The organism is Nocardia sp. NPDC047038 (assembly GCF_040644075.1).
Classification (GTDB): domain Bacteria; phylum Actinomycetota; class Actinomycetes; order Mycobacteriales; family Mycobacteriaceae; genus Nocardia; species Nocardia sichangensis.
This window is the reverse complement of the sequence record NZ_JBEYVQ010000028.1, coordinates 27613-54328: the sequence shown is the minus strand read 5'-3', so window position 1 is coordinate 54328 and position 26716 is coordinate 27613. Positions and strand designations below refer to the sequence as shown.

General features: G+C 69.6%; 22 protein-coding genes. 6 read left to right on the top strand and 16 right to left on the bottom strand.

Features of this window, described 5'->3' with window-relative positions; translation table 11 throughout:
* Positions 1 to 117: 117 nt before the first annotated feature.
* On the top strand, positions 118 to 702 hold the full coding sequence (locus tag ABZ824_RS38260; RefSeq protein WP_356969645.1) for an NAD-dependent epimerase/dehydratase family protein: 585 nt from the start codon (positions 118 to 120) through the stop codon (positions 700 to 702).
* 7 nt (positions 703 to 709) lie between these two features.
* Here the strand turns inward: ABZ824_RS38260 and ABZ824_RS38255 are convergent, their stop codons facing one another.
* The 11 genes from ABZ824_RS38255 to ABZ824_RS38205 all read right to left on the bottom strand — a co-directional run bounded on the left by ABZ824_RS38255 (position 710) and on the right by ABZ824_RS38205 (position 15879).
* Positions 710 to 1855 (bottom strand): MarP family serine protease, encoded by a 1146-nt coding sequence (locus tag ABZ824_RS38255; RefSeq protein WP_356969643.1) that lies wholly within the window; start codon positions 1853 to 1855, stop codon positions 710 to 712.
* Between the two features lie 142 nt (positions 1856 to 1997).
* The gene (locus ABZ824_RS38250) at positions 1998 to 4709 is read right to left on the bottom strand and encodes a fumarate reductase/succinate dehydrogenase flavoprotein subunit (RefSeq protein WP_356969641.1); all 2712 of its coding nucleotides are present in this window, start codon (positions 4707 to 4709) and stop codon (positions 1998 to 2000) included.
* Positions 4706 to 5446 carry an ABC transporter ATP-binding protein gene (locus ABZ824_RS38245; protein ID WP_355078881.1) on the bottom strand — a complete coding sequence of 247 codons (741 nt, stop codon included), beginning with the start codon at positions 5444 to 5446 and terminating at the stop codon, positions 4706 to 4708. Before ABZ824_RS38245 ends, ABZ824_RS38250 begins: the two co-directional genes overlap by 4 nt.
* On the bottom strand, positions 5443 to 6303 hold the full coding sequence (locus tag ABZ824_RS38240; RefSeq protein ID WP_356969639.1) for an ABC transporter permease: 861 nt from the start codon (positions 6301 to 6303) through the stop codon (positions 5443 to 5445). The genes ABZ824_RS38245 and ABZ824_RS38240 overlap by 4 nt, the downstream gene beginning before the upstream one ends.
* Complete coding sequence (locus ABZ824_RS38235; RefSeq protein WP_356969637.1) at positions 6300 to 7727, bottom strand: ABC transporter substrate-binding protein; 1428 nt, start codon at positions 7725 to 7727, stop codon at positions 6300 to 6302. The genes ABZ824_RS38240 and ABZ824_RS38235 overlap by 4 nt, the downstream gene beginning before the upstream one ends.
* Before the next feature lie 12 nt (positions 7728 to 7739).
* Complete coding sequence (locus ABZ824_RS38230; RefSeq protein WP_039797742.1) at positions 7740 to 7967, bottom strand: ferredoxin family protein; 228 nt, start codon at positions 7965 to 7967, stop codon at positions 7740 to 7742.
* Positions 7968 to 8753, bottom strand: a complete 786-nt coding sequence (locus tag ABZ824_RS38225; RefSeq protein WP_355078884.1) for a GntR family transcriptional regulator — start codon at positions 8751 to 8753, stop codon at positions 7968 to 7970.
* Between the two features lie 206 nt (positions 8754 to 8959).
* A complete protein-coding gene (locus ABZ824_RS38220; RefSeq protein ID WP_356969634.1) occupies positions 8960 to 9955 on the bottom strand; it encodes a pyridoxal-phosphate dependent enzyme in 996 nt (331 codons plus the stop codon).
* A complete protein-coding gene (locus ABZ824_RS38215; RefSeq protein WP_356969632.1) occupies positions 9952 to 10563 on the bottom strand; it encodes a QsdR family transcriptional regulator in 612 nt (203 codons plus the stop codon). Before ABZ824_RS38215 ends, ABZ824_RS38220 begins: the two co-directional genes overlap by 4 nt.
* Positions 10564 to 10609: 46 nt before the next feature.
* Entirely contained in the window at positions 10610 to 12403 is a 1794-nt protein-coding gene (locus ABZ824_RS38210) for an acyl-CoA dehydrogenase (RefSeq protein WP_356969630.1), read from the bottom strand.
* 488 nt (positions 12404 to 12891) lie between these two features.
* A complete protein-coding gene (locus ABZ824_RS38205) occupies positions 12892 to 15879 on the bottom strand; it encodes an AAA family ATPase (RefSeq protein ID WP_356969628.1) in 2988 nt (995 codons plus the stop codon).
* 296 nt (positions 15880 to 16175) lie between these two features.
* On the opposite strand from ABZ824_RS38205, the gene ABZ824_RS38200 reads away from it, so the two are divergent.
* The 3 genes from ABZ824_RS38200 (at position 16176) to ABZ824_RS38190 (ending at position 18477) form a co-directional block, all read left to right on the top strand.
* On the top strand, positions 16176 to 17321 hold the full coding sequence (locus ABZ824_RS38200; RefSeq protein WP_356969626.1) for an epoxide hydrolase family protein: 1146 nt from the start codon (positions 16176 to 16178) through the stop codon (positions 17319 to 17321).
* Positions 17322 to 17532: 211 nt separating this feature from the next.
* Positions 17533 to 17994, top strand: a complete 462-nt coding sequence (locus tag ABZ824_RS38195; RefSeq protein ID WP_356969624.1) for a hypothetical protein — start codon at positions 17533 to 17535, stop codon at positions 17992 to 17994.
* 42 nt (positions 17995 to 18036) lie between these two features.
* Positions 18037 to 18477 (top strand): hypothetical protein, encoded by a 441-nt coding sequence (locus ABZ824_RS38190; protein ID WP_356969622.1) that lies wholly within the window; start codon positions 18037 to 18039, stop codon positions 18475 to 18477.
* Between the two features lie 372 nt (positions 18478 to 18849).
* Here the strand turns inward: ABZ824_RS38190 and ABZ824_RS38185 are convergent, their stop codons facing one another.
* Positions 18850 to 19749, bottom strand: a complete 900-nt coding sequence (locus tag ABZ824_RS38185) for an SDR family oxidoreductase (RefSeq protein ID WP_356969620.1) — start codon at positions 19747 to 19749, stop codon at positions 18850 to 18852.
* Between the two features lie 164 nt (positions 19750 to 19913).
* Here ABZ824_RS38185 and ABZ824_RS38180 point away from each other — a divergent pair, with 164 nt between their 5' ends.
* A complete protein-coding gene (locus tag ABZ824_RS38180; RefSeq protein WP_356969618.1) occupies positions 19914 to 20204 on the top strand; it encodes a hypothetical protein in 291 nt (96 codons plus the stop codon).
* A gap of 80 nt (positions 20205 to 20284) precedes the next feature.
* Here the strand turns inward: ABZ824_RS38180 and ABZ824_RS38175 are convergent, their stop codons facing one another.
* Positions 20285 to 21832: an MFS transporter gene (locus ABZ824_RS38175; RefSeq protein WP_356969616.1), complete on the bottom strand. Its 1548-nt coding sequence runs from the start codon at positions 21830 to 21832 to the stop codon at positions 20285 to 20287.
* A gap of 75 nt (positions 21833 to 21907) precedes the next feature.
* On the opposite strand from ABZ824_RS38175, the gene ABZ824_RS38170 reads away from it, so the two are divergent.
* On the top strand, positions 21908 to 22876 hold the full coding sequence (locus ABZ824_RS38170; RefSeq protein WP_356969614.1) for a LysR family transcriptional regulator: 969 nt from the start codon (positions 21908 to 21910) through the stop codon (positions 22874 to 22876).
* Positions 22877 to 22980: 104 nt separating this feature from the next.
* On the opposite strand, the gene cysC is transcribed toward ABZ824_RS38170, so the two are convergent.
* Genes cysC through ABZ824_RS38155 form a run of 3 tightly spaced genes read right to left on the bottom strand, consistent with a single transcriptional unit; the run spans position 22981 to position 26657 of the window.
* Positions 22981 to 24816, bottom strand: coding sequence for an adenylyl-sulfate kinase (cysC, locus tag ABZ824_RS38165; RefSeq protein ID WP_356969612.1), 1836 nt, complete (start codon positions 24814 to 24816; stop codon positions 22981 to 22983).
* Entirely contained in the window at positions 24816 to 25748 is a 933-nt protein-coding gene (gene cysD / locus ABZ824_RS38160; RefSeq protein WP_356969610.1) for a sulfate adenylyltransferase subunit CysD, read from the bottom strand. Before cysD ends, cysC begins: the two co-directional genes overlap by 1 nt.
* 27 nt (positions 25749 to 25775) lie before the next feature.
* Positions 25776 to 26657 (bottom strand): helix-turn-helix domain-containing protein, encoded by an 882-nt coding sequence (locus ABZ824_RS38155; protein WP_356969608.1) that lies wholly within the window; start codon positions 26655 to 26657, stop codon positions 25776 to 25778.
* Positions 26658 to 26716 lie beyond the last annotated feature (59 nt).

Sequence of the window (26716 nt, the reverse complement as noted above, 5' to 3'; positions counted from 1 at the left end):
CGGCTCGCGTCCGAGCGGCCGCCGCGTCCGCGACGAAGTCGCCAGCGGCGGTCGCTCGGACGCGAGCCACAAAGGGGCCGCGAACACGCCGCGACGAAGTCGCGGCAAAATGGTCCAGTGCGCATCTTCTTGGCCGGTGCGACCGGCGTTATCGGAGTCCGCTTGCTTCCGCTGTTGATCGAGGTGGGGCACGAGGTCGCGGGGATGACCCGATCGGCGGGGAAGGCCGATCCTTTGCGGGCGCTGGGGGCCGAGCCGGTGGTGTGCGATGTGTACGACGCCGACGCCCTGTCCGCCGCCGTGGTCGGGTTCGGGCCCGACATGGTGATGCATCAGCTCACGGACCTGCCGGACGACGCGGCGCTGCTGCCGGAGCGGGCCGAGGCGAACGCGCGCATCCGTACCGAGGGCACCCGTAACTTGATCGCCGCCGCGCGGGCGGCCGGGGCGAAACGCTTTCTCGCCCAGAGTATCGCGTGGGAGCCGCCCGCGGGCCGGGGCGCGGTGATCCAGGAGCACGAAGCGGCCGTGCTGGACTTCGACGGCGTGGTGGTGAAGTACGGCCAGTTCTACGGTCCTGGCACCTACTACGAGACCGAGCTGCCCGCGCACCCGCGCGTGCATGTCGACGATGCCGCGGAGCGGACCATTCCGCTGCTGGATGCCTCGAGCGGTGTGGTGATCATCGCCGACGCGTCCTGACCGGCGGTCAGGACGCGCAGGGGCCGGTGTCGACCGGGCGGTCGGAGCGCCACCCGTGGTCGAGCCGGTCGAGGACTTCCGGCAGGCTCGTGGCGAATCCGACATTGCTGTTGTTCTCGTCGACACCGAACACGATGCCAAGCACCCGGCCGTCGCGGTCGACCAGTGGCCCGCCGGAATTGCCGTGCTGGATCGAACCGTCCAAGGTGTAGATCTCGCGTTCCCCGACACCGGTGCGGTAGATGTCGCGCACCTGGCGTTCGGCCCGGCCGCGCACCCGCGTGGCGGACGCGGTGTAGGACCCGCCCCTGGGGTAGCCGAGCGCGATCGCGTCGTCGCCGGGATCGGCCGGTTCGGGCGCGACGGTCAGGGCGGGCGCGGTGAGCCCGGGGACGGCGAGCACCGCGATGTCCATGGTCGGATCGAACCGCACCACAGTCGCGGTGAGCGATCCGGCCGCGGTGTCGACGGAGACTTTGCTGGAGCCCGCGACGACGTGCGCGTTGGTCAGCACGCGCTCCGGCGCGATGACGAATCCGGAGCCGGACTGGCGCACGCCGCAGGTCGGCGCGAGATCCTGGACGCGAAGCACACTCTGGCGCAGTGCGGCGGGCATCGGTCCCGCGACGATGCCCGGATCGGGCGGCGCGAGCGGGCGGCCGAGCCCGGCGTCCACGATCGGTCCGGTGAGCACCTCCGACAGTCCGGACAGCCAGAAGGGCGCGACGTCGTCGACGGTCCGCACGGTCGTCGAATCACGCACCAGGGCGGACGATTCCAGCGGTGCGGCGAACAGCCACACCACCAGCGGCACCGCGAGCGCGTAGGCGAGACATCCGCAGACGGCGTCGGCGCGTTGCGCGACGGGATCGGACACCGTCGCGCGTGCGGCTCGTCCGGCCCGGTGCCCGGCGACCGCGCCGAACGCGACCAACCCGGCGACCACCGTCAGCGCGAGCAGGAGCCGCACGGCGCCGGGAGCCAGCTGACCGAACACCGTGGCCGAGAGCGCCGCGCCGAGAATCGCTCCTGCCAAGGCGCCCGCGAAACCGGGCAGCCCCACGATCGCGCCGCGACGCCAGCCGAGCACCGCGGCCACCGCGACGGTGGTGAGCACGGCGAGATCCAGCCAGTTCGGCAAGGTCAACGCCATACTCCCGTCGCTGCTGGTGGACAACGGCGACGGATTCGTCGTCGGCCGCCCCGTCGCCATCCGGCTGTGTCACGGCCGACGAGTCGGCAACGGTCGAGCCGCTAATCTAATCAGCGATTCGAGCTGCGGCAACCACGCCGCGCTAGGCCGTCGGCTGGGTGGCCAGCGCTCGCCGGGCATACGCGCGCACGTCGGCATCGGTGTCGTCGATCGCGGCGCGCAGCGCGTCGTGCGCGGCGGGCAGGTCCGGCCACGCCGACAGCGACAGCACCGCCGCCTTGCGGACGTCGAGATGCGGATCGTGCAGTGCCGCAGCCAGGATCGGCACCGCGAGGTCCGGGTCGGCACCAGCGAGCCCGCGCGCCGCGCCGACCCGGATCTGCCAGGCCGAGTGACGCAGGGCGCCCGCCAGCGCGGTGACGTCGGCCGGCTCGGCGCCCAGCTGCGCGAACGCGGTCAGGGCCGCGGCGCGGACCAGCGGGTCTTGGTCGTCGGCGAGGCGGCGGATCACCTCGGCCCCGCCGTCGCCGATGGCGGCCAAGCCTTGGGCGACCGCGATCCGCACTTCCCGGTTACTGTCGACGGCCAGGGTGGCGACGCCGTCCCGATCGTTCAGCGAGACCAGCGCGCGGACCGCCTCGATGCGGACGCGATGATCCTCGTCCGCCAACGCCGCGCGGTAGTGCGCGGGTTCGCCTGCCCGCAGGGCGCGCAACAGATCGATCACCGTGGACCGCACGACGGGGTCGGCCGAGCCGAGCCGGTCGGAAAGTCCTGCCGCCGAGGGCAACACCTCGACGAGTTCGCGCAGGCTGGCCGCGGCGGCGCGCCGGACCGAGGCCGCCGTGTCGTCCAGCGCGTCGCCGAGGGCGGTCGCGAAGCCCTCCGGGGTGTGCTCGGTCAGCACCGAGATCGCCGCGGCCCGCACGCCCGCGTCGGCATCGGTCAGATAGCTGGACAATTGCTCCACGGTGGGCTCGTCGAGCGCGAGCAGCGCGACGATCCGGGGAGACGGGGGAGTGGCGGGCTGCGCCGGCGAACCGGCCGCGGTGCGATCGTGCTCAGCGCCGCCGCCGGTGTGCGGCGCACGGCCGACGACCTGGTGCGGCTGGTGCACCGGCACCACCTCGGCATCGGCCGAGGGCAGGTCGTCGAGCCCGGGCACCGGAACCAGGTACGGCGCCACCGGCCGCTTCAGGAACGCCATGGTTCCGTCTGGGTTCTTGCGCAGGTTGAGGTGGTATCGCCATTCGACATCGTCGCGTTCGGGTAGGTCGGCGCGCTCGTGGTAGAGGCCCCAACGGGATTCGGTCCTGGTCAGTGAGCTGCGGGCGGCCATCTCGGCGCAATCGCGGATGAACGACACCTCCGCCGCGCGCATCAGCTCGTGCGGGGTGCGCGCGCCGATGCCCTCGACCTCCCCGCGCATCCGGTCGAAGGTCTCCACCGCGATGGCCAGCTTGGTCGCCGTCTTGGGCGGCGCGACATAGTCGTTCACGAAACGTCGCAGCTTGTATTCCACCTGCGGTTGCGGCGGCCCCTCCGGCTGGCGCAGCGGCCGGTAGATCAGCTCATGGGCGGCGGCCAGCTGGTCCTCGGGCAACTCGGCGGGCGCGGCGACCTCGTCCAGGGTGGATGCGGCGTGCGCACCGGCGAGATCGCCGAAGACGAACGCGCCGATCATGTAGTTGTGCGGCACGCACGCCAGATCGCCCGCCGCGTACAAGCCGGGCACCGTGGTGCGCGCGTGCTCGTCGACCCACACCCCGGAGGCGGAATGGCCACTGCACAAACCGATTTCGGAGATGTGCATCTCGATGTCGTGGGTGCGATAGTCGTGGCCGCGGTTGGCGTGGAAGGTGCCTCGGGTGGGTCGCTCGGTGGTGTGCAGGATTCCTTCGAGCGTGCTCAGCGTCTCGTCGGGCAGGTGCGACACCTTCAGGTAGATGGGACCGCGCGCGGATTCGATCTCGCGCTTGACCTCGGCCATCATCTGGCCGGACCAGTAGTCGGAGTCGACGAAGCGTTCGCCTTCGGCGTTGACCTGGTAGCCGCCGAACGGATTGGCGACGTAGGCGCAGGCCGGGCCGTTGTAGTCCTTGATCAGCGGGTTGATCTGGAAGCATTCGATGCCGCTGAGTTCGGCCCCGGCGTGGTAGGCCATCGAGTAGCCGTCGCCCGCGTTGGTCGGGTTCTCGTAGGTGCCGTACAGGTATCCGCTGGCGGGCAGCCCGAGCCTGCCGCACGGCCCGGTGGCCAGGATCACGGCTTTCGCACCGACGGCAACGAATTCGCCGGTGCGGGTGTGCAGGGCGGCGGCGCCGACGGCGCGTCCGTTGTCGGTGAGCACGCGCACCGGCATGAGCCGGTTCTCGATGCGGATCTTCTCGCGCATCTTGCGCTGGCGCAGGACGCGATACAGCGCTTTCTTGACATCCTTGCCCTCGGGCATCGGCAGCACGTACGAGCCGGACCGGTGCACTCGGCGCACGGCGTACTCGCCGTACTCGTCCTTCTCGAACTTCACGCCGTAGCGTTCCAGCCGCTGCACCATGGCGAAGCCGCGCGTCGCGGTCTGGTAGATCGTGCGCTGGTCGACGATGCCGTCGTTGGCGCGGGTGATCTCGGCGACGTAGTCCTCCGGCTCGGCCTTGCCCGGGATCACGGCGTTGTTCACGCCGTCCATGCCCATGGCCAGCGCGCCGGAGTGCCGCACGTGCGCCTTCTCCAGCAGCAGCACGTTCGCGCCCTGCTCGGCGGCGGTGAGCGCGGCCATCGTGCCCGCCGTGCCGCCGCCGATGACGAGCACGTCGCAGTCCAGCCGAATCCGTTCCGACAGCGGCGGAATGTTCACAGTTTCTCCAGGATCTCGGCCTTCGTCGCGGCCCGGTCGATCGCGTCCCTCGGGCTGGGCACCGGCACCAGCGCCCGCAGCGTGCCGCCGCCGAGCACGGCGATGCGGTCGCCGAGCAGCAGGGCCTCGTCGAGGTCGTGGGTGACGAAGACGATGGTGGTGGGGTGGGCGCGCCAGGTCTGGATCAGCAGGCGCTGCATGGTTTCCCTGGTCTGGGTGTCCAGTGCGCCGAAGGGCTCGTCCATCAGCACGGCGCGCGGCGCGGCGGCCAGGCTGCGCGCGAGCTGGACGCGCTGGCGCATGCCGCCGGACAGGTCGCGCGGCAGGTAGTCGGCGTAGCCGGTGAGCCCGACCTCGTCCACCCAGTGCAGGGCGGTGGCCCGCCGCTGGGCTCGCGGTGTGCCGCGCAGGCGCAAGGCGAGTTCGATGTTCTGCCGCACGGTGCGCCACGGCAGCAGCGCGTCGTCCTGGAACACCAAGGCGCGGTCGGCCGCGGGCCCGGTGACGTGGTCGCCGTCGGCCAGGATGGCTCCGTCCTCCGGCCTCCGCAGTCCGGCGACCGCGCGCAGCAACGTCGACTTGCCGCAGCCGGATTTGCCGACCACGACGAGGATTTCGCCCGGCGCGATGGACAGGTTCAGCCCGTCGAGCACCGGCTCGCCGCTATAGGCGATGCGGACACCGCTGAGACTCAAGGCCATTCCGGTCGATGCCGGTGCGTCGATCACTGTGGTCATGCTTCGACCTCCCTGGGCAGCCAGCGGGTTATGCGGCGGCCGGCCAGCTCGACCAGCCCCGATGTCGCGAAACCGAGGACGCCGATGGTGATCATGCCGACGAACACCGCCGGATAGTCCACGATGGTGTAGGCCTGCCAGGTGCGGTAGCCGACGCCGAGGCGTCCGGAGATCATCTCCGCGGAGATGAGACAGATCCACGCCACGCCGACGCCGACCGACAGCCCGCTGAAGACGCCGGGCAGGATGCCGGGGAACACCACGCGGGTGAGCACGTCCAGCCGGGACGCGCCCAGCGTGCGCACCGCGTCCTCCCAGATCGTGGGCAGTGCGCGCACCGCGTGCCTGGTGCTGACCAGCACCGGGAACAGCGACGCGGTGAACGTGATGAACACGATGCCGGACTCGTCGTTGGGGAACAGCAGGATCGCGACCGGCACCAGGGCGATGGCCGGGATCGGGCGGACGAGTTCGGCCAGCGGGCCGAAGGTGTCGGCGAGCAGCCGCGACCGGCCCAGTCCGATGCCCGCGATCACGCCGATGACCGCGGCCAGCCCGAAGCCGGTGACGATCCGGATCAGCGACTGCGCGATGTCCAGGTAGTACTGGTCGGAGCGCAACTGCGTGCCGAATTCGGCGACGATCTCGGTGACGGTCGGCAGCGTGTCGAAACGCAGGCCCGCCGCCCGCACGTTGTTGACCGTGAGCAGCTGCCACAGTCCGACCGCGGCGGCGACCGAGCCCACCCGCAGCAGGCGCGAGCGCCAGGCCGATCGCAACGCCGGCGTGGCCGCCGATCGGGTGGCGGCGGGTTCGGCCGCGGCCCGCACTGCCGGTGCGGCCAGTTCGCTGGTCATCCGCGTACTTCCGTGACGGCCTGGTCGTAGCCGACCGGCGTGGCGGACGGGTGCGCCTGCCGGTAGCGCTGCGCGGCCGCGGTGGTGGTGAAGGGCAGGTAGGCGGCGCCGTCGCGCAACCAGATCGACTTGTCGGCGAACCAGCGGGTGCCGAGTTCGGTGTCCGGGACGTAGGCGGCGCGGATCGTCCGGCCCTGCGCTTTCGCGGCCTGGACGGCGCGCAGCAGGCAGGTCGGGTCCGCGGCCGGTTGCGGCTTCGCCGCGCCGTCCACCCACAGTTCGCCTGCCAGCGCGGGGTTCTCCGCCGCTTTGCCGCAGACCGGGTCGGTGCCGGTGACCCGGGTCGGGTTGGCGGTGGCGGCCAGGTCGCGGTCGTAGTCGTCGCGTCCGGTCTCCGTGTACGCCTTGCGCAGCGGCCCGTCGTCGACGAACCGATCGATGTCGAGGTCGGCGAAGTCGCCGATCGACTTCAGGTAGGCGACATCACCTTTGAGCGCGTTGACCAGGCTCGACTTGAGCGTGGTGTCGAAACTCGTTCCGCCGGGACCGTTGTAAAGGTACACCACCTCCTGCGGCAGCCCGGACCCGCCGGCGACGATCTCGGCGGCTTCGAACGGCTTCTCTTGCAGGAACCGGGTGGCATCCAACTGCGCGGCCAGGAACGCCTGCAGGACCTCGGGGTGATCGGCGGCGTACGCGCGCCGGGCCACCACGCCGTGGAAGGTCGGCACGCCGAGTTCGGCGCCGTCGTAGAGCAGCTTGGCCTTGTTCTGGAAGACGACCAGACCGGGCCACGCGACGAATTGGGACAGCGCGCCCACTTGGTGGGATTCCAGGGCGGTCGCGCCGACCTGCGGCTGCTGGTTGAGCACTTCAACGCCCTTGGCCGGATCGATGCCCGCCCGGGACAGCGCCTGCACCAGCGTGCCGTGCCCGGCCGAGCCCACGCTGGCCGAGATCTTCTGGCCCGCCAGGTCGCCGATGCTGGTGGCCGCCGAATCGTTCGGCACGACGACCATGTTCAGCGCGCCCTTGGGGTTGTACCCGGTGACCGACACCAGTTCGGTCCGCGCGCGCTCGTTGACCTGGGTGCGAGAGCCGTTGATCAGCAACGGGTAGTCGCCCATGGAGCCGATGTCGATCTTCTCGGCCACCATCTGCGCGGTGATCGGCGCGCCGGTGTCGTAGTCCTGCCACTCGACCTGGTACTTCGCCCCACCGTTGTCGGTGATCTTCTGTAGCCGCTGCTCGAGGTAGCCCTGCGCGCGCAGCAAGGTGCCCGCGGTGACGGTGTTGATGGTCTTGGACTGGTAGCCGACGACCACCTTGACGGTGCCGGCGGGGGTGTCGTCGGACTGCTCCAGCGAGCACCCGGTCAACGCGAGCGCGGCGGCGAGCAGGACGGGGGCGAGTTTCACTTTCATCGGTCTTCCAGATCAGCGGAGCAGGTAGGGCATGTTGACGGTGACGGCGCCGGTGGGGCAGCGGGCCGCGCAGGGACCGCAGTACCAGCACTCGTCCACGTGCATGAAGGCTTTGCCGTTCTCGGGGTTGATGGCCAGCGAGTCGAGCGGGCAGATCTCGACGCACAGCGTGCACCCCTGGATGCACAGCGACTCGTCGATGGTGACGGGGATGTCGGCGCGCTGGTTGACGAGTGCCATCTAGAGGACCTTCCATTCGGGTGTGCTGCGGGTCAGGCTGCCGCGCATGGTGATGCGGTCGCCGCGCATGCGGATGTACTCCAGATCGACCGGACGGCCGTCGTCGAGCCGGGTCAGTCGTTCCAGCATCAGCAGCGGCGCGCCGCCGGGGACGTCGAGGGTGGAGGCGGTGTGCGGGTCGGCGGGCACCGCTTCCAGGGCGAGGTCGGCCGAGCCGAGCGACTGGCCGCTGATGCGTTCCAGCAGCACGAAGACGTCGGTGTGCTCGAGGTCGTGGCCGAGTACCTCGGTGCCGATGTCGGGCACGAGGTAGGTGAGGTCGAGGCTCAGCGGCAGATCCGCCAGGTAGCGCAGGCGCTCCAGATAGACCACGCGCTCGCCGGGCGCGAGACCGAGCCTGCGCGCGACGGCGGGCGGCGCGGCGACGTGCATCGCCGCGCGCACCTCGTTGCGCACGGTGCCGTGGCCCTTGAAGGTCTCCTGCAGCCCGAGCAGAGCGTCGAGCCCGTGGTCGTACTTGCGGGTGGCCACCCGGGTGCCCACTTTCGGCGCCCGGTCGATCAAGCCCTCGTCCTTCAACAGCGCCAAGGCGTCGCGCACGGTGTTGCGGGAGGCGCCGTACTCGGCGGCGAGTTCCTGTTCGCTCGGCAGCGCGTTCTCGAACGCGCCCGCGTGCAACTGGTGGCGCAAGATGTCGGCCACCCGCCGCGCTTGATCGGCGCGCAACTGCCGCACCGGCGTGGGTTCCGCTGCCACCGTCTCCGCCTTTCTATCGCTGACCTGCACGAATAGCGACGATAGTGTGGTTGTGGTCGCGCGCTTTCCCGCGTCGCCGCCGGGAGAAATCAGAGGATGTTATTGCGCCGGGAGCCTCGCGGCCCGACCTGGCGATATGCGCGGCCGTACGGCTAATACGCCACGTCGGGTTCCGGCGGCCGAATTCGGATCACAGCGATTCGAAAGCGGGGTCCCGTGGGCCGCGCCGCGCGAATCTACGGTCGCGGACCGTAGGTATTGAGGAACAGCGCCGGCCCGGCGCCGAAGAAGCCCGCGCGATCCAGAGCGAGCAGCGCCGCGAGCGCTTTGGCGGTGTAGACGGTCTCCAGGTGCAGCCCGGCGCGTTCGGCGCGCTGTGCGGCATCCACGGCGGCGGGCGTGGTGTGGCCGTAGCCGGGGCCGAGCCATTCGATGGTCAGCGTGAGGTCCTCCGGCCGCAGCCCGGTCGGCGCGAAGCGCGCTCCGCGGGCGCGGAGCAGACGCTCGGTCCGTCCGGCGAGCCGGACGATGTGCTTCGCGTCGAGGGGGAGCGTGTCGTTGACGACGACTCCGACCACGCGCGTGCGCAGTCCGGCCAGGCGCAGGCCGAGTGCGAGGCCCGCGGCGGTGCCGCCGGATCCGACCGCGGTGACGATGTGCCCCGGCTCGGGCAGCTCACCCGCCGCGATCTGTGCCGCGAGTTCGCACGCCACCTCGACGTAACCCAAGGCTCCGACCGGCGACGATCCGCCCGCAGGCAGGAAGTACGGACGCGTGCCGCCCCGCACGCGTCGCAGATACAGCCAGGGCGTCGCGAGGATCGTGCGCAGTTTGGTGTGCGTGAAATGCAGAGCGGCGCCTGATTTCTCCAGCCGCCGCAGTTGCGCGCGCACGTGGTCGTCGACCGGCTGGTCCACCAAGGCGAGCTCGGTATCGATGCCCTGGGCACGGCCGTACAGGGCGGTGGCGAGCCCCCAGTTTGTTCCGGTGCCGCCAACGGTGAGGATGGTGCGCGCGCCCCGTCGCCGTGCCTCCGGCAGCAGCCACTCCAGCTTGCGGACCTTGTTGCCGCCCCATTCGCCGTCGCCGTATCCGCTTTCGTCCTTGCACCACAGCTGGGCCGTGGTGCCGAGGTCGCACCGGCCGACGGGCGTCGGAGCGGTGCCGAGGCGGACGAACGGCAAAGTGTCGGCCACCTCGGGAAAACGCTGGTGCAGCAGCGCCCCGGTCACGGTGTGATCGCGTCGGGGATGCCCAGCAGCGCCGCCTGGACCTCGTGCAGCCGGTCGATGTCGCCGCGAATGCCCGCGACGTTGTCGTTGTACAGGAACGCCTCACCGAGCCGGACGAGCGCGTAGGCCAGCAGCGCGGGTTCCAGTGGCGGATCGTATCCGTCCTCTTCGGCGGCGCGCGCGATCAACTCCTGGACGGTGCCGACGACCAGCGGCTGTACCGGCCCGTCGCTCGCGGTGAGGATGCGCAGGCCGGACAGCGGCTCGTTCTCGAAGTAGCGCCGGAACGGCTCGTTGTCGGTCATCCAGCGGTTGACCCGGTAGAGCACGTCCAGGATGCGCCGCGCGCCGGTGGAGCGGCGACGGGCGTCGGCGCGGGTGAGCAGCGCCTCGAACTCGCCGGCCAGAACGGCACCGAGCACTCCGTCGCGGGAGCCGAACCAGCGGTAGACCGAGGCGCGGCTGAGTCCGAGCTGCCCGGCGATCGCCTGGATGTCCACGCGCTCGCCGGACAGGAACGCCCTGCGAGCATGCTCGATAACCTGTTCCCTGGTCGCGGAGGCCGGGCGGCCGGGAGGACGGGTGGTCCGCTGACTGGAATCGATCACCGCGGAATGGTACATCTTTTAGAACATGTATCGAAACGCGCCGTGCTCAGAACCACTCGTCCCGCATCTGCAAGGTGGTCGTATCCAAGGTGGCGAGCAGATCCAGCGCGGGTGCGGTCTTGGGTAATTCGAAACGATAGAAGAACCGGGCCGCGTGCCGCTTGCCATCGTAGAAATCACCGGATCGGTCCGCGGTGGCGAGGAACTGCTCCAGCCAGATCCAGGCCAGTACGGTGTGCCCGAACGCTTCCAGGTACACCGAGCTGTTGGCCAGCGCGGCTTCGATGTCGCCGGAGGCGAACAGTCCCGCGGTCACCTCGACCAGACGCCGCCACGCCGAATCGAGTTGAGCGGCAAGCTCGGCGGCCTCGCCGCCGGCCGCGCGCGCGGCGGTGATGGTCGCGTCCACCCGGGCCCCGAGCGCGAGCAGGCTCGCGCCACCCTGCTGGGTCACCTTGCGTCCCAGCAGGTCCAGGCCTTGGATGCCGTGCGTGCCCTCGTGGATCGGGTTGAGCCGGTTGTCCCGGTAGTGCTGCTCGACGTTGTATTCGCGGGTATAGCCGTAACCGCCGAGTACCTGGATGGCGAGGCTGTTGGCCTCGAGGCACCACTGCGAGGGCCAGCTCTTGGCGATCGGGGTCAGGATGTCCAGCAGCAGGGTGACCGCGCGGCGTTCGTCCTCGGATTCGGCGGTGCGCTGCTCGTCGACCAACTGCGCGCAGTAGAGCACCAGCGCCAACGCGCCTTCGGCATAGGACTTCTGGGCCAGCAGCATCCGCTTCACGTCGGCGTGCTCGATGATCGGCCGCTGCGGCGCGGACGGGTCGGCGGGGAGCTTGGCCCGGCCCTGGGTGCGCGTGCGGGCGTAGTCGAGCGACTCGAGGTATCCGGTGTAGCCGAGGGCGGTGGCGACCAGGCCGACGCCGATGCGCGCCTCGTTCATCATGTGGAACATGTAGGTCAGTCCGCGTTGCGGCTCGCCGACCAGGTAGCCGATCGCGCCGGGCGCGCCACCGGGCGTCCAGCGGCCCTCGCCGAAGTTCAGCACGGTGTTGACCGTGCCGCGGTAGCCCATCTTGTGATTGAGCCCGGCCAGAGCGACGTCGTTGCGCTCACCGATCGCGCCGTCGTCGCCGACCAGGAACCGGGGCACCACGAACAGCGAGATGCCCTTCGTGCCCGCGGGGCCGCCGGGGATCTTGGCCAGCACCAGGTGCACGATGTTCTCGCCGAGTTCGTGATCGCCGCCCGAGATCCACATCTTGGTGCCGAACAGGCGATACGTGCCGTCGCCCTGCGGTTCGGCGCGGGTGACGATGTCGGCGAGCGAGGAACCGGCCTGCGGCTCCGACAGGCACATTGTGCCGAAGAAACGGCCCGCGAGCATGGGCTTCACGAACTTCTCGACGTGTTCCGGGCCGTGGGCGAGAAGCAGATTCGCGTTGGCCACCGTGAGGAACGAGTAGCCCGCGGTACCCGGGTTGGCCGCCTGGAACCAGGCGTAGCTCGCCTGCGCGATCGTGGCGGGCAGCTGGGCGCCGCCCAGTTCGTAATCCATTGCGGCCGAAGGCAGACCGGCCTTCGCGAAGGCGGCCAGCGCCTGGCCGACCTCCGGGATGATGGTCACGCGCTCGCCGTCGAAGGTGGGTTCGTTGGCGTCGTTGAGCTTGTTGTGCGGCGCGAAATACTTGGTGGCCAGCTGCTCGCTGAGCTCGAGCACGGCGTCGAAGGTCTCCCGCGAGTGCTCGGCGTACCGCTCGCGTTTGGTGAGCGCTTCGACGTCCAGCCACTCGTAGAGCAGGAACTCGAGATCGCGCCGGGACAACAAGGTCGACCGCATCAGCCAGTCCTTTCGAGACATGTTCGATGTACTGTATCTTACGGGCCGGTGGGAGGGTGCGGGACCGGTAGTCCGCGCCGAATGCGTATCCGGGTGCGACGCCGGACCGGCTGTCGACGATGTCCTCCCCGACGCGCCCACCAGGCTGGTCGCCCTTCCACTTCGGCCGTCCGCCGCCCGCCATGCGCTGCTTACCGCCCAACGCTCGCCGTCCGCCATGCGCCGCTCGCCATCCGCCGCGCGCCGCGCGCCGCTCGCCGTCCGCCGCCCGCATGCGCCGCTTGCCGCCCAACGTTCGCTGTCCGCTGTGCGCCGCCCGGCGCTCGCGTCCCCCGCTCGCCGCCCGCTCCTCGCCAACCCCGCTCGCCGGCCGCGCTCGCCGCTCAGTGGCGTCGGTTCATGCGCGTAGGCAGGCACTTGCCGCAGACGAGGTGCCTCCGCGATCGCTTCGGACAGGTCGATACAGTTCGCGGGGATCGCGGTGGTCATCATTCGGAGACGAGCAATCCGCGTTCTCGCGCGATCGCGGCCGCCTCGGTTCTGCTGGACGCCCCGAGCTTGGTGAGGATTCGCGAGACGTGCACACCCGCGGTGTTGGCGCTGATGAACAACTCGGCCGCGATCTGCCGGTTGCTCGCGCCCGTGGCCACCAGGCGTAGGACGTCGAGTTCACGCGGGGTCAGGCCCGAGGTACTCGCCGACCGGGCCGGGGCGGACCGGTTCCCGGCTTCGGCCAGGTCGATTCCGGCGCGGTGGGCCAGCCGTCTGGCTTGCTCGGCGAGTGGCGCCGCCGCCAACTCGCCCGCCAGCCCGAGGGCCGACCACAGTGCGCCGCGGGCCGCCGCGCGATCACCCGCGGCCAATTCCGCGCGGCCGGTTTCGAGCAGGCCGCGCGCCAGCTCGTACGGCCGACCCAGGGCTCGCCAGGAGGAAGTCGTCGCGGCCCAGTCGGCGGGACGGCCGCTGCGCACCGCGTGGCAGGTATCCCGATACGCGGCGTCGACCGCAGTGGTCACCGGCAGCCTCGCAATAGCGGGGCCGAGAACCATTGGCGCGCAACGGGTCCGCGCGATGGCCTCGGCCAGTGCCCACGCCTCGTGCGGGTGCGCGACCAGATCGTCCGCGGTCAGCGTCGGGGCACCGATCTCGGCGGCGCGCTGCGGATTGCCCGCCGCGTGCGCTATCTCGGTCTGCACGGTGTGCAGCTGGATCTGATATTGCCTGGCCCAGCGCCGATTCCCGAGCAAGGGTTGCGCGGTCGCAGCGCTCGCCGCCGCGGCCTGGTCGTCCCCACGCGCGAGCATGATCCGCGCGTGACACAGCAGCAGCGCGGCGGTGCTCAACGGGGGCAACTGCTCGGTGAGCGATTCGTCGATCAGATCCAGCGCCTCGTTCCAGCGGCCCAGCGCTGTGAGCGCCTGCGCCCACTTGACCAGCAGGATCGGCGCGGCCTCGGCGAATCGGTAACTCTCGTGCGCGGCGCGCAACCCCTGCTGGATCGCCGTGATGGCCGCCTCGTCGGCGCCTGCCGAGACCAGCAGCGCCGTCTCCCACAGCACGACGGTCAGTAAGGTGCCCGGATCTCCCGCGGCCTCAGCGGCGGCATGCGCCCGCTCGAAATGGGTCATGGCGACGTCGGGACGGTTCGCGGTGGCCAGCCCGAGATAGGCGTGGGCACGCGCGACCAGCGACGCGGCGCTCCGGTCTTCGCGAGGGTCGCTCGAACGCCGCCGGTGCCTCGCGGCGTCCGTGTCCTCCGCTTCGACGCACCCGCCCGGGTTCCTTGCGACCGCCCTCGGCGCGCGGAGCGCCGATGCCATGACCGGCGAGGTGTCGTCGACGGGCGGGTCACCACGTAACTGTTCGGCCACTTCGACGGCGGCGCGCGCGTCGTTCTCGGCCGTCGTCGCGCCGCTGAACACCCGCACCGCGGCGAGTTCGGCGAGGATTTCACCGCGCAGCAGGGTCGGCTGGTCCGAAGGAAGATATGCCAGCGCCGCGAGCAGGTCGTGTTCGCCGCCGCCGCTGCTCTGATTGCGCAGGCCGGCGCGGTAGTAATGCAGGCGCGCGGCGCGCTCTGGGTCGGTCCCCGCATCGATGGCGGCCAGCGCCTCGTCGGCCACCGCGATACCGCGCTCGACGACGCCGCCGCGATGACACGCGGCCACGAGCGCTGCCAAGACGTCGAGCCGATCGGCGTCCACCCGTCGCGCCGCAGCCGGTACGCGATCCCACAAATCGAGCACCCGCTCCAGGTGGCGTACCTGATCGCGATGCGCGCTCACCCTTTCCGCCTCCGCCGCGGCGTCCCATGCGGCTTCGAATGCCAGCGGCAGATCTCCCGCGGTATACGCGTGGTAGGCCAGTTCGGCGGCCGGGCATCGGTCCGCGCCCGGCTTGCTTCGCCGCGTAGCCAGGGCTTGGGAAAGTCTGCTGTGCAGCGCTTTTCGCTCCGCCGGTAGGAGGTCTTCGTAGACGGCGTCGCGGATGAGAACGTGCCGGAACTGGTAGCCGGTGTCGGTGGAAACCAGGAGCCGCTGGTCGACCAGCTGACGCAGTGCTGTGGCGAGCGCGCCCTCGGGGAGGTCGGAGGCGGCCGCCAGCAGTGTGTGCCGGACCGGTGATCCGGCCACCGCCGCGAGCCGCAGCACCGACGCGGCCTGATCGGGCAGGTCGGACAGGTGATCGAGCAACAGCTCCGACAGCTCGGCGGGCGTGTCCTCCGGTGCGGGATCGAGTGCCTCGACGTACAGCGGGATTCCCCTGCTGCGCTCGAAGATCCGCCCGATGGTCCCTGGCTCGGGCTCCCTGCCGCGCAGCGCGGCCAATTGCCTGCCGACCTCGTGCCTGGTCAGCGGTGCTGGATGCAGCAAGCGGACACTCGGGTCTCGGCGCAGGCTCGCGATCAGCCTGCGCAACGGCTCGGAATCGGCAGGCCGGTGGGTGCCGACCAAGAACAGATCGCCTTCGGCGACGTTGGCCACCAGGAAGGCGAGCAATTCCAGGCTGGCGTCGTCGGCCCAGTGCAAGTCTTCCAGCACCACCACCAGCGGTTTGGTCATCGAGAACTGTTCCAGCACGGTCAGGATCTCACCGAACAACCGGATCCTGTCGGTGTCGGCCTCCGCCGCGCCCGACCGCGCCGCCAGTTCCGGAAGCCAGCGCGCCAGCGCCGGTCGCACCGGGAGCAGCGTCGCGAGCGCCTCCACGCCCTGGTCACGCAGCAGTGTGCGCATGACGGCGACGAACGGCGTGAACGGCACCCCCTTCGCGCCGAATTCCGGGCACCTTCCGTATGCCACTACCGTACGAGCCCCGAGCCGCGTCCGGAACTCCGCGACCAACCGCGACTTGCCGATACCCGCCTCACCCCCGACCAGCACGGTATGCACCGCCGGGTCCCGATAGGCATCCTGCAACGCCGCGAGCTCAGCGGCCCGCCCCACAAACGCGCCGCACACCGGAAGGCTGACCACGGCGCGATCATGCCCGCACCGCGCGCTCGACGCCAACCGTGGCAGCCGCCAAGGACCGAATGGAGTTCGCGAGGGGCACACCATCGAGAGGTCTTCTCGGCCGATGCCGCAGTGGTGTGCCACTCGCGAACTTGGGACCGGGGGCGCGGCCTCGGCCCCGACCAGCGCGCCGCCGGGGTCGTGGCCGATAGAGGTATGGCCTGGGTTCGGCGTTACTCATCGGTGGGCTGGGCAAGCGCGGAAATAGTGATTTCTCGTGATTCGGCGGTCACCTCGTTACGCGAAGTATCAATGGCATGACGAACACCGAGATTCGCCCCTTCCGTATCGACATTCCGCAGGCCGACCTGGACGAGCTTCGGCTGCGGCTGGCGCGTACCCGCTGGATCGATGAACTGCCCGACGCCGGCTGGGAGCGCGGTGTGCCGACGGCGTACCTGAAGGAGCTGGCCGGGTACTGGGCCGAGAAATTCGACTGGCGTGCGGCCGAGGCGGAGCTGAACGCCTACCCGCAGTTCACCACCACCATCGACGGCCAGAACGTGCACTTCCTGCACGTGCGTTCACCCCGGGAGGACGCGACCCCGTTGTTGTTGCTGCACGGCTGGCCCAGTTCGGTGGCCGACTTCCGTGATGTGATCGGCCCGCTGACCGACCCGGACTCGGACGCGCCCGCGTTCCACCTGGTCATCCCGTCGTTGCCCGGCCACGGTTTCTCCGGCCCGCTCACCGAGCGAGGCTGGAACGACGGCCGGATCGCGGCGGCGCTCGCCGAACTCATGGCTCGCCTCGGCTACGACCGCTACGGCGTGCAGGGCGGCGACCACGGCGCGTTCATCGCTCCGGCACTGGCGCGGATCGACACCGACCACGTCCTCGGCGTGCACGTCAACGCTCTGGTCACCTTCCCGACCGGCGACCCCGCCGACATGGCCGCGCTCACCGACGCGGAGAAGGCGCGGCTCGCCGCGATGAAGAGATTCCAGGACGACGGCTCGGCCTACATGAACCTGAAGGGTTCCCGCCCGAACACCATCGCCCAACTGCTCGCCGATTCCCCGACCGGCCAACTCGGCTGGATCGTGGAGAAGTACCGCGAGTGGACCGACAGCTCCCACGACCTGCCCGACCAGGCCGTCGACCTCGACCGCCTGCTCACCACGGTCAGCATCTACTGGTTCACCGACACCGCACGCAGCGTCGCGAACCTCTACTACGAACGCTTCCACGACGCCACCATGTTCGCCCCGAAACCGAAGGGCACCGTCCCGACCGGGGTAGCGGTGTTCAAGGACGGCGACTATGCCATCCGCCGCTTCGCCGAACGAACCCACAACATCACCCACTGGTCGGAGTTCTACTCCGGCGGCCATTTCCCGGCCCTCGAGGTGCCGGACCTACTGATCGGCGACATCCGCGAGTTCTTCAGCGCACTCGGCTGATCCGATGGAAGTCGTAGGCAGGCGGTTGTCACCGCCTGCCTACGCCATGCGTGGCGACGAGGAGGAATACCTCGAGAACACTGCGCTGGGGCGTAGCGGGCGCGCGGCGGCGGACGGCGGATGAAAAATTCGCTGCACGATGGAACCGATCGGGGTGCTTCGACGTCCAACCAGATGCAGAACCGAAGATTCCATCAACGGGGGTAAGCGAATGACAAAGTACGCGAAGAATATCGGGGCGGTCGCGGGTGGCGTGCTGGCGGTCTTGATGACCACGTGTGTGGCATTGCCCGCCGCCGACGCGGCGCCCGGGCCGGGCAACGCGAACTGCCACGTGGACGCCGTGAAGGCCATGAATCCGCACAATTCCAAGGGCACGCCGACCGACATCGTCGGAAAGGGCGGTATCAAGTGCACGGCGGACATCGACTCGCTGTACATCGATGTCGAACTCCAGCGCAAGGAGGGTGGGAACTGGAAGCGGGTCGACGGCGGCCACAACGAGGCCATCAAACCCACCGCGGGGACCAAACTCGTTGCCCAAGGCGCCACCACCTGCGCGGACGGGGAGTACCGGACGGCTGCTCGTGGGGGCGGCGTGTACGGGGGAGTAGCCTCGCAATCCTCGGCGTGGCGGTACTCGGACACGGTGGTGAATCCGTGCGGTAAGTAGTGCCGAAGCGGGGCAAGGTTGCAAGTGAGCTGGGAGGCCGGGGTGAGCGGGACGGAATGGGAGATGTTCTGCTCGGAGGTGTTTGCCATCGCCGAGCGTTACGCCATTCAGACGTTTTCGAATCCCGGCACGCTGGTGCTCTCCAGCGGATCCTCGTCCACGGAAGCCGAAGCGCGCGGGGTCAATCCACACATCAAACTGGTGGATATGGGCGACGCCGCGGTGCGCATCGAAACGGGCTGGTGCGTCCGCGCCATCGCCGACTACGAAATCCAATTCGAGGACAAGCCGTCCCAGGCGGCCGCGGCGGTCGAGGCGATCATTCTCGGAGGCGCCGAGGAGTATGTGATCACCGATGACGACGACCGGTGGGTGGCGTTCGGGTGGTGTATTCGGGGCGAGGATTCCCTGATGTCGCGACCCCCGCACATCACCTCGGGACGAAAGGCGGTTCGTCGGCTCCTGCCGTGGCGGTCGGCGTGACCGTGCGGCCAGGAGCTCGACCGAGCCGACCCAGCTGCCGTCGGTGCAGCGTGGCGAAGGCCGTCGCGCGGACCGAGCTTCTTTCACATCGCCGAACGCGTGAGCCACGAACAATTGTGTCTGCACGGCTGGCCGCCATTGGGCTGGCCCGCGGCGGAGCCGATGGACGGCCCGGAATTCAGCCCCGACGACGGCCCACCTGCTCATGCAGGTTCATCGAGAGTGTGACGCGGACGAATGCTCATGGAAATGCGCGGCGGTCGAAACGTTACGGATCAGGTCCGAGGTCGGCCGATCCGAGAACGCAAGAGAAGGGCAGGCGGGTTGACGACCGCCTGCCCTTCTGCGACCGCGAGGAGATGCAACCCCTGCTCAGCGGCAGTAGCAGCCGCTGTCGAGGTCCTCGAACAGTCCGGGGCCGCTGGGGGACCAGCCGAGCAGTGCGCGGGTCGCCTCGCTGCTCGCGGCCATGTCCGCTCCGAAGAACCGGCTCAGCCAGCCGAAATGCTCGTCGCCGCGGTCGGCCGGGACCGAGACGACGGGCAGGTCTAGTTCGCGCCCGATGGCCTCGGCGATGTCGCGGGTCGGGATGCCGGTCTCGGCCGCGGCGTGCAGGACCGTGCCCGCCGGGGCGTGCTTGTCCAGGGCGAGTTGCACGATGCGGCCCGCGTCGCTGCGGTGGATCGCCGCCCAGCGGTTGGTTCCGTCGCCGAGGTATGCCGAGACTCCCTTGGCGCGAGCGGTCGCCACCAAACCGGTGATGAATCCGCGGTGGTCACCGTCGCCGTGCACGGTGGGCGCGAAACGCACGACGATCGTGCCGACGCCGCGTTCCACGAACTCCAGCGCCAGATTCTCACTGCCGCCGCGTAGGGAGCCGGCGCCGTGGGCCGGGGACCGGTCCTGCTCGGTGGCCAGACGGCCGGGGGCGAGTAGGGCAAGGGCGGAGGCGAGCACGAACGGGCGGTGCGAGCCCGCGAGGACCTCGCCGATGGTCAGCACGGCGTCGCGCTCGGTCTGGTTGGTCATGGCCGGGTCAGCGAAATCGTGCTTGTTTGCCAGATGGACGACGGCGTCGGCGTCCGCCGCACCGGCGCGGAGGCTGTCGAGATCGTCGAGGTCGCCCCGCCGGGACCGGGCTCCTTTCCGTTCGAGCGCGGCGGCGGAGGCGTCCGAGCGGGCGAGTCCGGTGACCTCGTGACCGGCGTCCAGTAACTGGTCGACGACCGACGAGCCGATCCATCCGGTCGCTCCGGTGACGAAAACGTGCATGTCGATACTCCTTCGTGCAGATCCGCGATCGACAGTCGCGGACTTGATCTTTCGGTGGCTAACAGCGAGCGACCGGTGGTCGGGGGCGAGGCAGTTCGGCTCGGCCGCAACATGGAGGCCTGCGCGTTCGGGCTCGTGCACCGAATCGCTGGCATGCTCGAGAAATGGCAACTATTCGGGGGAAAGCCGTTCGATGGGTGTCGGACACTCAGCCGGGCGTTATCGCGGTCGAGTTCACCGACGTCGACGGTGTCACGCACACGTTGATCGACAAGCTGCCGATCTTCGGCGTATCAGATGATCTCGGGCCGGATTCGGTCTATCCGGTACCGGTCGAGATCGGCGTGGAGTTGGTCGAGCGCGTCGGTGAGGCGACGGTCATCGACCTCAGCGCAGAGGCGCACAACACCGACCGCATCCGGTATGTCGTGCGGAGCGCGAGTATCGTCCACTGATCGGCGAAACGACGACAGCGGGGGGGTGCAAGCCTTCACCTGAGTGGTTCCGGCAACCGTGGTGTGATCGACCGTGCGTGTCACATCGTGTGAGCAGCGGTATCGGGCGACGACGACCGGGACCCGCCACGCCGGGACAGCAGCGACTGGAGCACGACGAGCCCGCCGAGGACGAGCACGCTCACACCGACCACCCGAAGTCCGGCGTCCGTGCCCGAGACGAACGCCGCGACGATGTCGGCGGCACGGTCCGGCGCGGTGGCGGCGAGTGCCTGTGCCACGGTGTGCGGATCGTGTGCGGCGCGGATGTCCGATGGCAGCGCGGCGGCGAAGCGCGCGGTGAGCACAGTGCCGATGACGGCGACACCCAAGGCGCTGCCGAACTCGCGGGTGGTGGCCTGTAATCCGGCTCCGACCCCCGCCTGCTCCGGCGGCAGCGAACCGGCGATGGCTGCGGAGAGCGTCGGAAGGGCCAGCGCTACACCGATTCCGGTGACGACGAGCCACGCCGCGTACTCGACGTAGGGCGTCTGCGTGCCGCTGGTGGACAGCCCGAGCAGTCCGCAGCCGACGAACGCGAACGCGAGCGCGATGGTGGTGTCGAGACCGATGCGCTGTGCGAGCCGGCCGACGTGGCGCGCGGCGAGGATGATCGGGACGGTCAGCGGCACGATGCCGAGCCCGGTCTCCAGCACGCCGAATCCCTTGCCGTACTGCAGGAACGACGCGTTGACATAGAACAGCGCGAACATGCCGAAGAAGACCGTCGTCATGCCGAGGCAAGCACTGCGCAGGCCCGGTACACGGAACAAGCGCGGATCGACCAGCGGGTGTTCGACCTTCAGTTCGACGAACGTCCACACGGTGAACAGCACTGCGGCGCAGACGAATCCGGCGATGACGATCGGGCTTTCCCACCCCGCTTCCGACCCCTGAACGATGCCGAGCAGCAGCGCGATCGACGCACCGACGAGCAGCACTGCGCCGACCGGGTCGATGGTGCGGTCATGACGCGGCGACACCGGCGCGACGCGCCCCACTAGCAGGCAGAGGATCAAGGCGATCGGCACGGCGGCGGCGAACAGCCAGCGCCACGATCCACCCGACAGGATCGACCCCCCACCGACGTTCCCGACGACACCGCCGATGCCCGTCATCGAGGCCCAGGTGGCGATCGTCGCGCCTTTGCGTTCGGTGGGGACGGCGTGCAGCAGGACGGAAAGCGTGTTGGGCAGCACCGCGGCGGCGCCCAGCCCTGTGATCGCGCGGCCCGCCAGAAGCAGGACCACGTTCGGCGCGGTCGCCGAGAGCAGCGCACCCACCGCGAACAGCGCCAACCCCGTGAGCAGTACTCCCTTGCGCCCGAAGCGATCCCCGGCGGCACCGCCCGGAATCACCAAACACGCGAAGACGATGACATAGGTATCGACGATCCAGACCAACGCCGAGGCGGAGGGATGCAACGCGCTCGAGGCGAGCATCGGGACGGCGAGATTGATCGCGGCGACCATCCCGACGACGAGCACGACGCAGGCGCACATGAGCGCGAGCAGGCCGCGCCGCGCGGTGGCAGGAGACATCGGGTCTCGTGACGGCGCACGATCCCGGACCAAGACTTTGAATGGCATGCCCTCGACGGTATTTACCGCGCGTCTCTGCATGCCACGCAACTTTTACAACCTTATTTTGCGTAACATGCAACTATGCTCGAGCAGCTCGATCTGAACCTCCTGCGTGTATTCGACGCGCTGCTCCAGGAATGCAGCGTCACGGCGGCTTCCGAACGACTGCACCTGTCCATCCCGGCGACCAGCCGGGCGCTGGGCCGGTTGCGCCGGGCGATGAACGACCCGATCCTGGTGCGGGCCGGGCGAGGCATGGCTGCCACACCGTTCGCGCTGCGCACCGCGCCGCGGGTGCGCTCACTGCTCGACGAGGCGTCCGCGCTCATCAGCGCCGACCGCGAGGTCGCGATCGGCGAGCTCGAGCGCACCTTCACGATCCGCATCAACGACGGCCTCGCGGTGACCCTGGCGACGGCGGCGGTCGAAGCCACGGCCACCGTGGCCCCCGGCGTGGTCTTGCGTTTCGTCACCGAAGGCAGCGAGAGCGCCGAGGCGCTCCGCGACGGCTCGGTCGATCTCGACATCGGTGTGGGCGACATCGCGGCTCCCGACATCCGGACAACCTTGCTGTACCGGGAACGGATGGTCGGCATCGTCCGCGCCGACAGCCCGCTGGGCAGGCACCGCCGCCCGAGCTTGCGGCAACTGTGCCAGTATCCCCACGTCTCGGCCTCGCGTCGTGGACGCGCTCGCGGCCCGCTCGACGACGCGCTCGACGCCGCGGGTCTGCACCGCCACGTCGCCGCCGTCGTTCCGTCCTTCGCCGTCGCGGCGCTGCTGGTCTCCACGAGCCGCTACGTCGGCCTCGTCCCGCAACGCCTCGCCGAACAGTACGGCCGAACCCTCGGCATTCGCTGGTTTCCCCTCCCCACGGACCTGCCGGAAGTCGAAGTGCGACTGTTCTGGCACGCCCGGCTCGACGCCGACCCGGCCCAGCGCTGGCTACGTGACACGATCCGCGACGCACTCAGCGGGCCACGCGCCGAGAAGCCCGCGGTATCCGCTCGCACCGCCGAGCGTGGCGGCCGGCCCGGGACAGGCGCGTGAAGGTCCGGCAACCGGCGGCGCAGGGCTCCGGCTGACACTCTGGTATCCCCGATGCAACGCCGACGAGGTGCGAGCATCGATCGACCGTTACGGGATTCGTCCGGTCAGTCCATCCGGCTCAACCGCGCGAGGATCGTCGCCGCCATCGCCGCCGGATCGCCATGGTCGGGCCGCAGGACGATCTCGGCTTCGGTCGGCGCTTCGTAAGGGGCGTCGATGCCGGTGAAGCCGCGGATCTCGCCTGCGCGGGCCTTGGCGTACATGCCTTTCGGGTCGCGCGCTTCGCACACCGACAGCGGCGTGTCGACGAACACCTCCAGGAACGGGATGCCCGCCGCTTCGTGGGCGGCACGGGCGCGGTCGCGGTCGGCGCGGTAGGGGCTGATCAGCGAAACAACCGCTACCACACCGGCTTCGGCGAACAGTTTCGCTACTTCGCCGACCCGGCGGACGTTCTCTTCCCGATCGGCCGCGCTGAATCCGAGATCGGAGTTGAGGCCGTGGCGCAGGTTGTCGCCGTCGAGGAGGAACGCCGGGCGGCCCGCCGCCACCAACCTGCGCTCCAGTTCCACGGCGACAGTTGACTTTCCGGAGCCCGACAGCCCGGTGAGCCAGACCGTCAGGCCGCGGGTGGCGCGCTCGTCGCGCTCGACAGCGGTGGAGTGCCAGACCACCCGGGAGGACGGCAGGCTCGGACCGGTGATCATGCCCGCCGCGACGGTGTTGTTCGTGGTGTCGTCGACCAGGATGAAGCTGCCGGTGGCGCGGTTGCGCCGGTACGGGTCGAACAGCAAGGGCTGGCGGGTGCGCAGCTGGACGCGGCCGATCTCGTTGAGCGACAACGCCTCCGCGTGCTCGTCGCGGTGCAGGGTATTGACATCCAGCCGGTAGTCCAGGGAGCGCACCTCGGCGGTGGCCGCGCGGGTGGTGTGCCGGATGGTGTAGGTCGAGCCGGGGGTGAGCTGGGTGCCCTCGGCGAACCAGCACACCATCGCGTCCAGATCGCGCCCGGTGTTCGGGCGGTTGTTCGGGCGGCAGATCAGGTCGCCGCGGGAGATGTCCAGTTCGTCGGCGAGCTGGATGGTGACCGCCTGCGGCGGAAAAGCTTCCGTGACGGGTGCGCCGCCCGGCCCCCAGATCGCCTCCACTGTGGTGGTGAAACCAGATGGCAGCACCGCCACTTCGTCACCCGGCTTGAAGACTCCGCCCGCCACGGTGCCCGCGTAGCCACGGAAGTCCTGGGCGTGGCTGCGGGTGACGTACTGCACCGGGAAACGCGAATCGATCAGGTTGCGGTCCGAGGCGATGTGCACCTCTTCGAGATGGTGCAGCAGGGGAGTGCCTTCGTACCACGGCATGCTCGCGCCCCGGTGCACGATGTTGTCGCCGTGCAGCGCCGACACGGGCACGAAGGTCAGATCGGAGACGTCGAGTTTGGAGGCGAAGCGCGCGAACTCCTCGCGGATCTCCTCGAACCGGTCCTGCGACCAGTCCACCAGGTCCATCTTGTTCACGCACAACACCAGGTGCGGGATGCCGAGCAAACTGGCGAGGAACGCGTGCCTGCGGGTCTGCTCGACCACGCCTTTGCGGGCGTCCACCAGGATCAGCGCCAGGTCCGCGGTGGACGCGCCGGTCACCATGTTGCGGGTGTACTGAACATGCCCGGGGGTGTCGGCGATGATGAACTTTCTTCTGGGCGTGGCGAAATAGCGATGCGCCACGTCGATGGTGATGCCCTGTTCGCGTTCGGCGCGCAGGCCGTCGGTGAGCAGCGCGAGGTTAGGGTAGTCGTCGCCGCGGTCGCGGCTGGTGCGCTCCACGGCGGCGAGCTGATCGGTGAACAGCGTCTTGGAGTCGAACAGCAGTCTGCCGATCAGCGTCGATTTGCCGTCGTCGACGCTGCCCGCGGTGGCCAGGCGCAACAGTGTGGTCGTCATCAGAAGTAGCCTTCGCGTTTGCGGTCTTCCATCCCCGCCTCGGAGATGCGGTCGTCGGCACGGGTGGCGCCGCGCTCGGTCACCCGCGCCGCGGCGACCTCGGCGACCACGTCCGCGGGTGTGGCCGCGGTGGACTCGACACAGCCGGTGCAGGTCGCGTCGCCGACGGTCCGGAAACGGACGGTGGCCTCATACGGCTCCTCGCCGTCGAGCAGCTGGAGAAAACGGGTGTGCGCCAAGAGCATTCCGTCGCGCTGCACCACCGGCCTGCGGTGCGCGTAGTACAGCGGCGGCAGCTCGATGCCCTCGGCGGCGATGTAGCTCCAGATGTCCAGTTCGGTCCAGTTCGACAGCGGGAACACCCGGATGTGCTCGCCCGCGCGGTGCCTGCCGTTGTAGAGGTTCCACAGTTCGGGGCGCTGCCTGCGCGGGTCCCACTGGCCGTACTCGTCACGGAAGCTGAACACCCGCTCCTTGGCGCGGGCCTTCTCCTCGTCGCGGCGCGCGCCGCCGAAGACCGCGTCGAACGCGCCCTCCTGGATCGAGCGCAGCAGCGTCGTCGTCTGCAACCGGTTGCGGGAGGCGCGCGGCCCGGTCTCCTCGACGACCCGTCCCGCATCGATGTCGTCCTGCACCCGTCCGACCACCAGGCGCAGGCCCAAGCGGGCCACCGTCTCGTCGCGATAGGCGATCACCTCGTCGAAATTGTGCCCGGTGTCGATGTGCAGCACCGGGAACGGTAGCGGCGCGGGCCAGAAGGCCTTGGCCGCCAGGTGCAGCATCACCACCGAATCCTTGCCGCCGGAGAACAGCAACACCGGGCGCTCGAATGTCGCTGCCACTTCACGGAATATGTGCGCCGACTCGGCCTCGAGCGCGTCCAGATGGGGCAGCTCGTAGGTGCTCGCCGTCGACTTCGCGTACTGGCTCACACCGCAAAACTAGAACACGTTTCGGTCTTAGGTCAATGGTCTGCGTCCGCCCGAGTTAGCCGTGACCGCGTCAGCGGCGTCCACCAGCGCCGCGCCGCGGCGGGCGATCTCCGCCCCGGTGATCGAGCGGCCGACGTACATCGTGAGCACCATGTTCTGCCTGCCGTCGCCGTCGTAGGTCGGTGCGGCGAGCAGGCTCACCGCGTGCTCCTTGCGCGGCCGTAGATCCGCGCCCAGATACACCCGCTCGCCGAGGCTCGTCACCAGTTCGCCGACCAGTTCGCGCAGCTCAGGGGGTAGGTCCCGATCGGCGACCCCGGCCAGCAGTGAGTACAGCCGACGTCCCGCGGTGGTCATGCTCTCGACCAGGAATCCCCGCTCGCGGCATTCGGCGACCACTTGTCGCAGGCGCGTCTCGTCCTGTCGCAACGGCACCGCGGGCGGCTTGGCCAGCCAGGCGTCGAACGCCGCGTCGGTGTCCCAGAGCACGTACATCAGGCCGACCGGAGGCGCGAAATGGTAGGCCGCGCCCACCTTCACCAGGCCGGGTCCGGTGCTCTCCAGCACCATGATCTGCTCGCCGACGACCGCGGACGCGGTGCAGGTGGTGTGGTAGCGCGCGGAGAGTTTGTCCAGCTCGACGCGGGCGAGCGCGGAGATGGCGAAGCTGTCCTGCGCCACCCGGCCCGCCGCGATCAGTGCGGGCCCGAGCCCGTAGGTGCGGGTGTCGGCGTCGCGCATCAGGTAGCCGCCCGCGGTCAGCTCGGTGAGGATGCCCAGGCAGGTCGGCTTGGCCAGGTCGAGTTCGCGGGCGAGCTCGGAGAGCCCGAAGCGTTTCCCGCGCTGTTCGACGAAGAAATCCAGGACCTGCACCACGCGTGCGGTGGGCGCGGACCGACGACCGACCATTGACCACTCCTAGAACACGTTCTAATCTTTCTTCTATCGAAATGTACCAGAGTGGTACA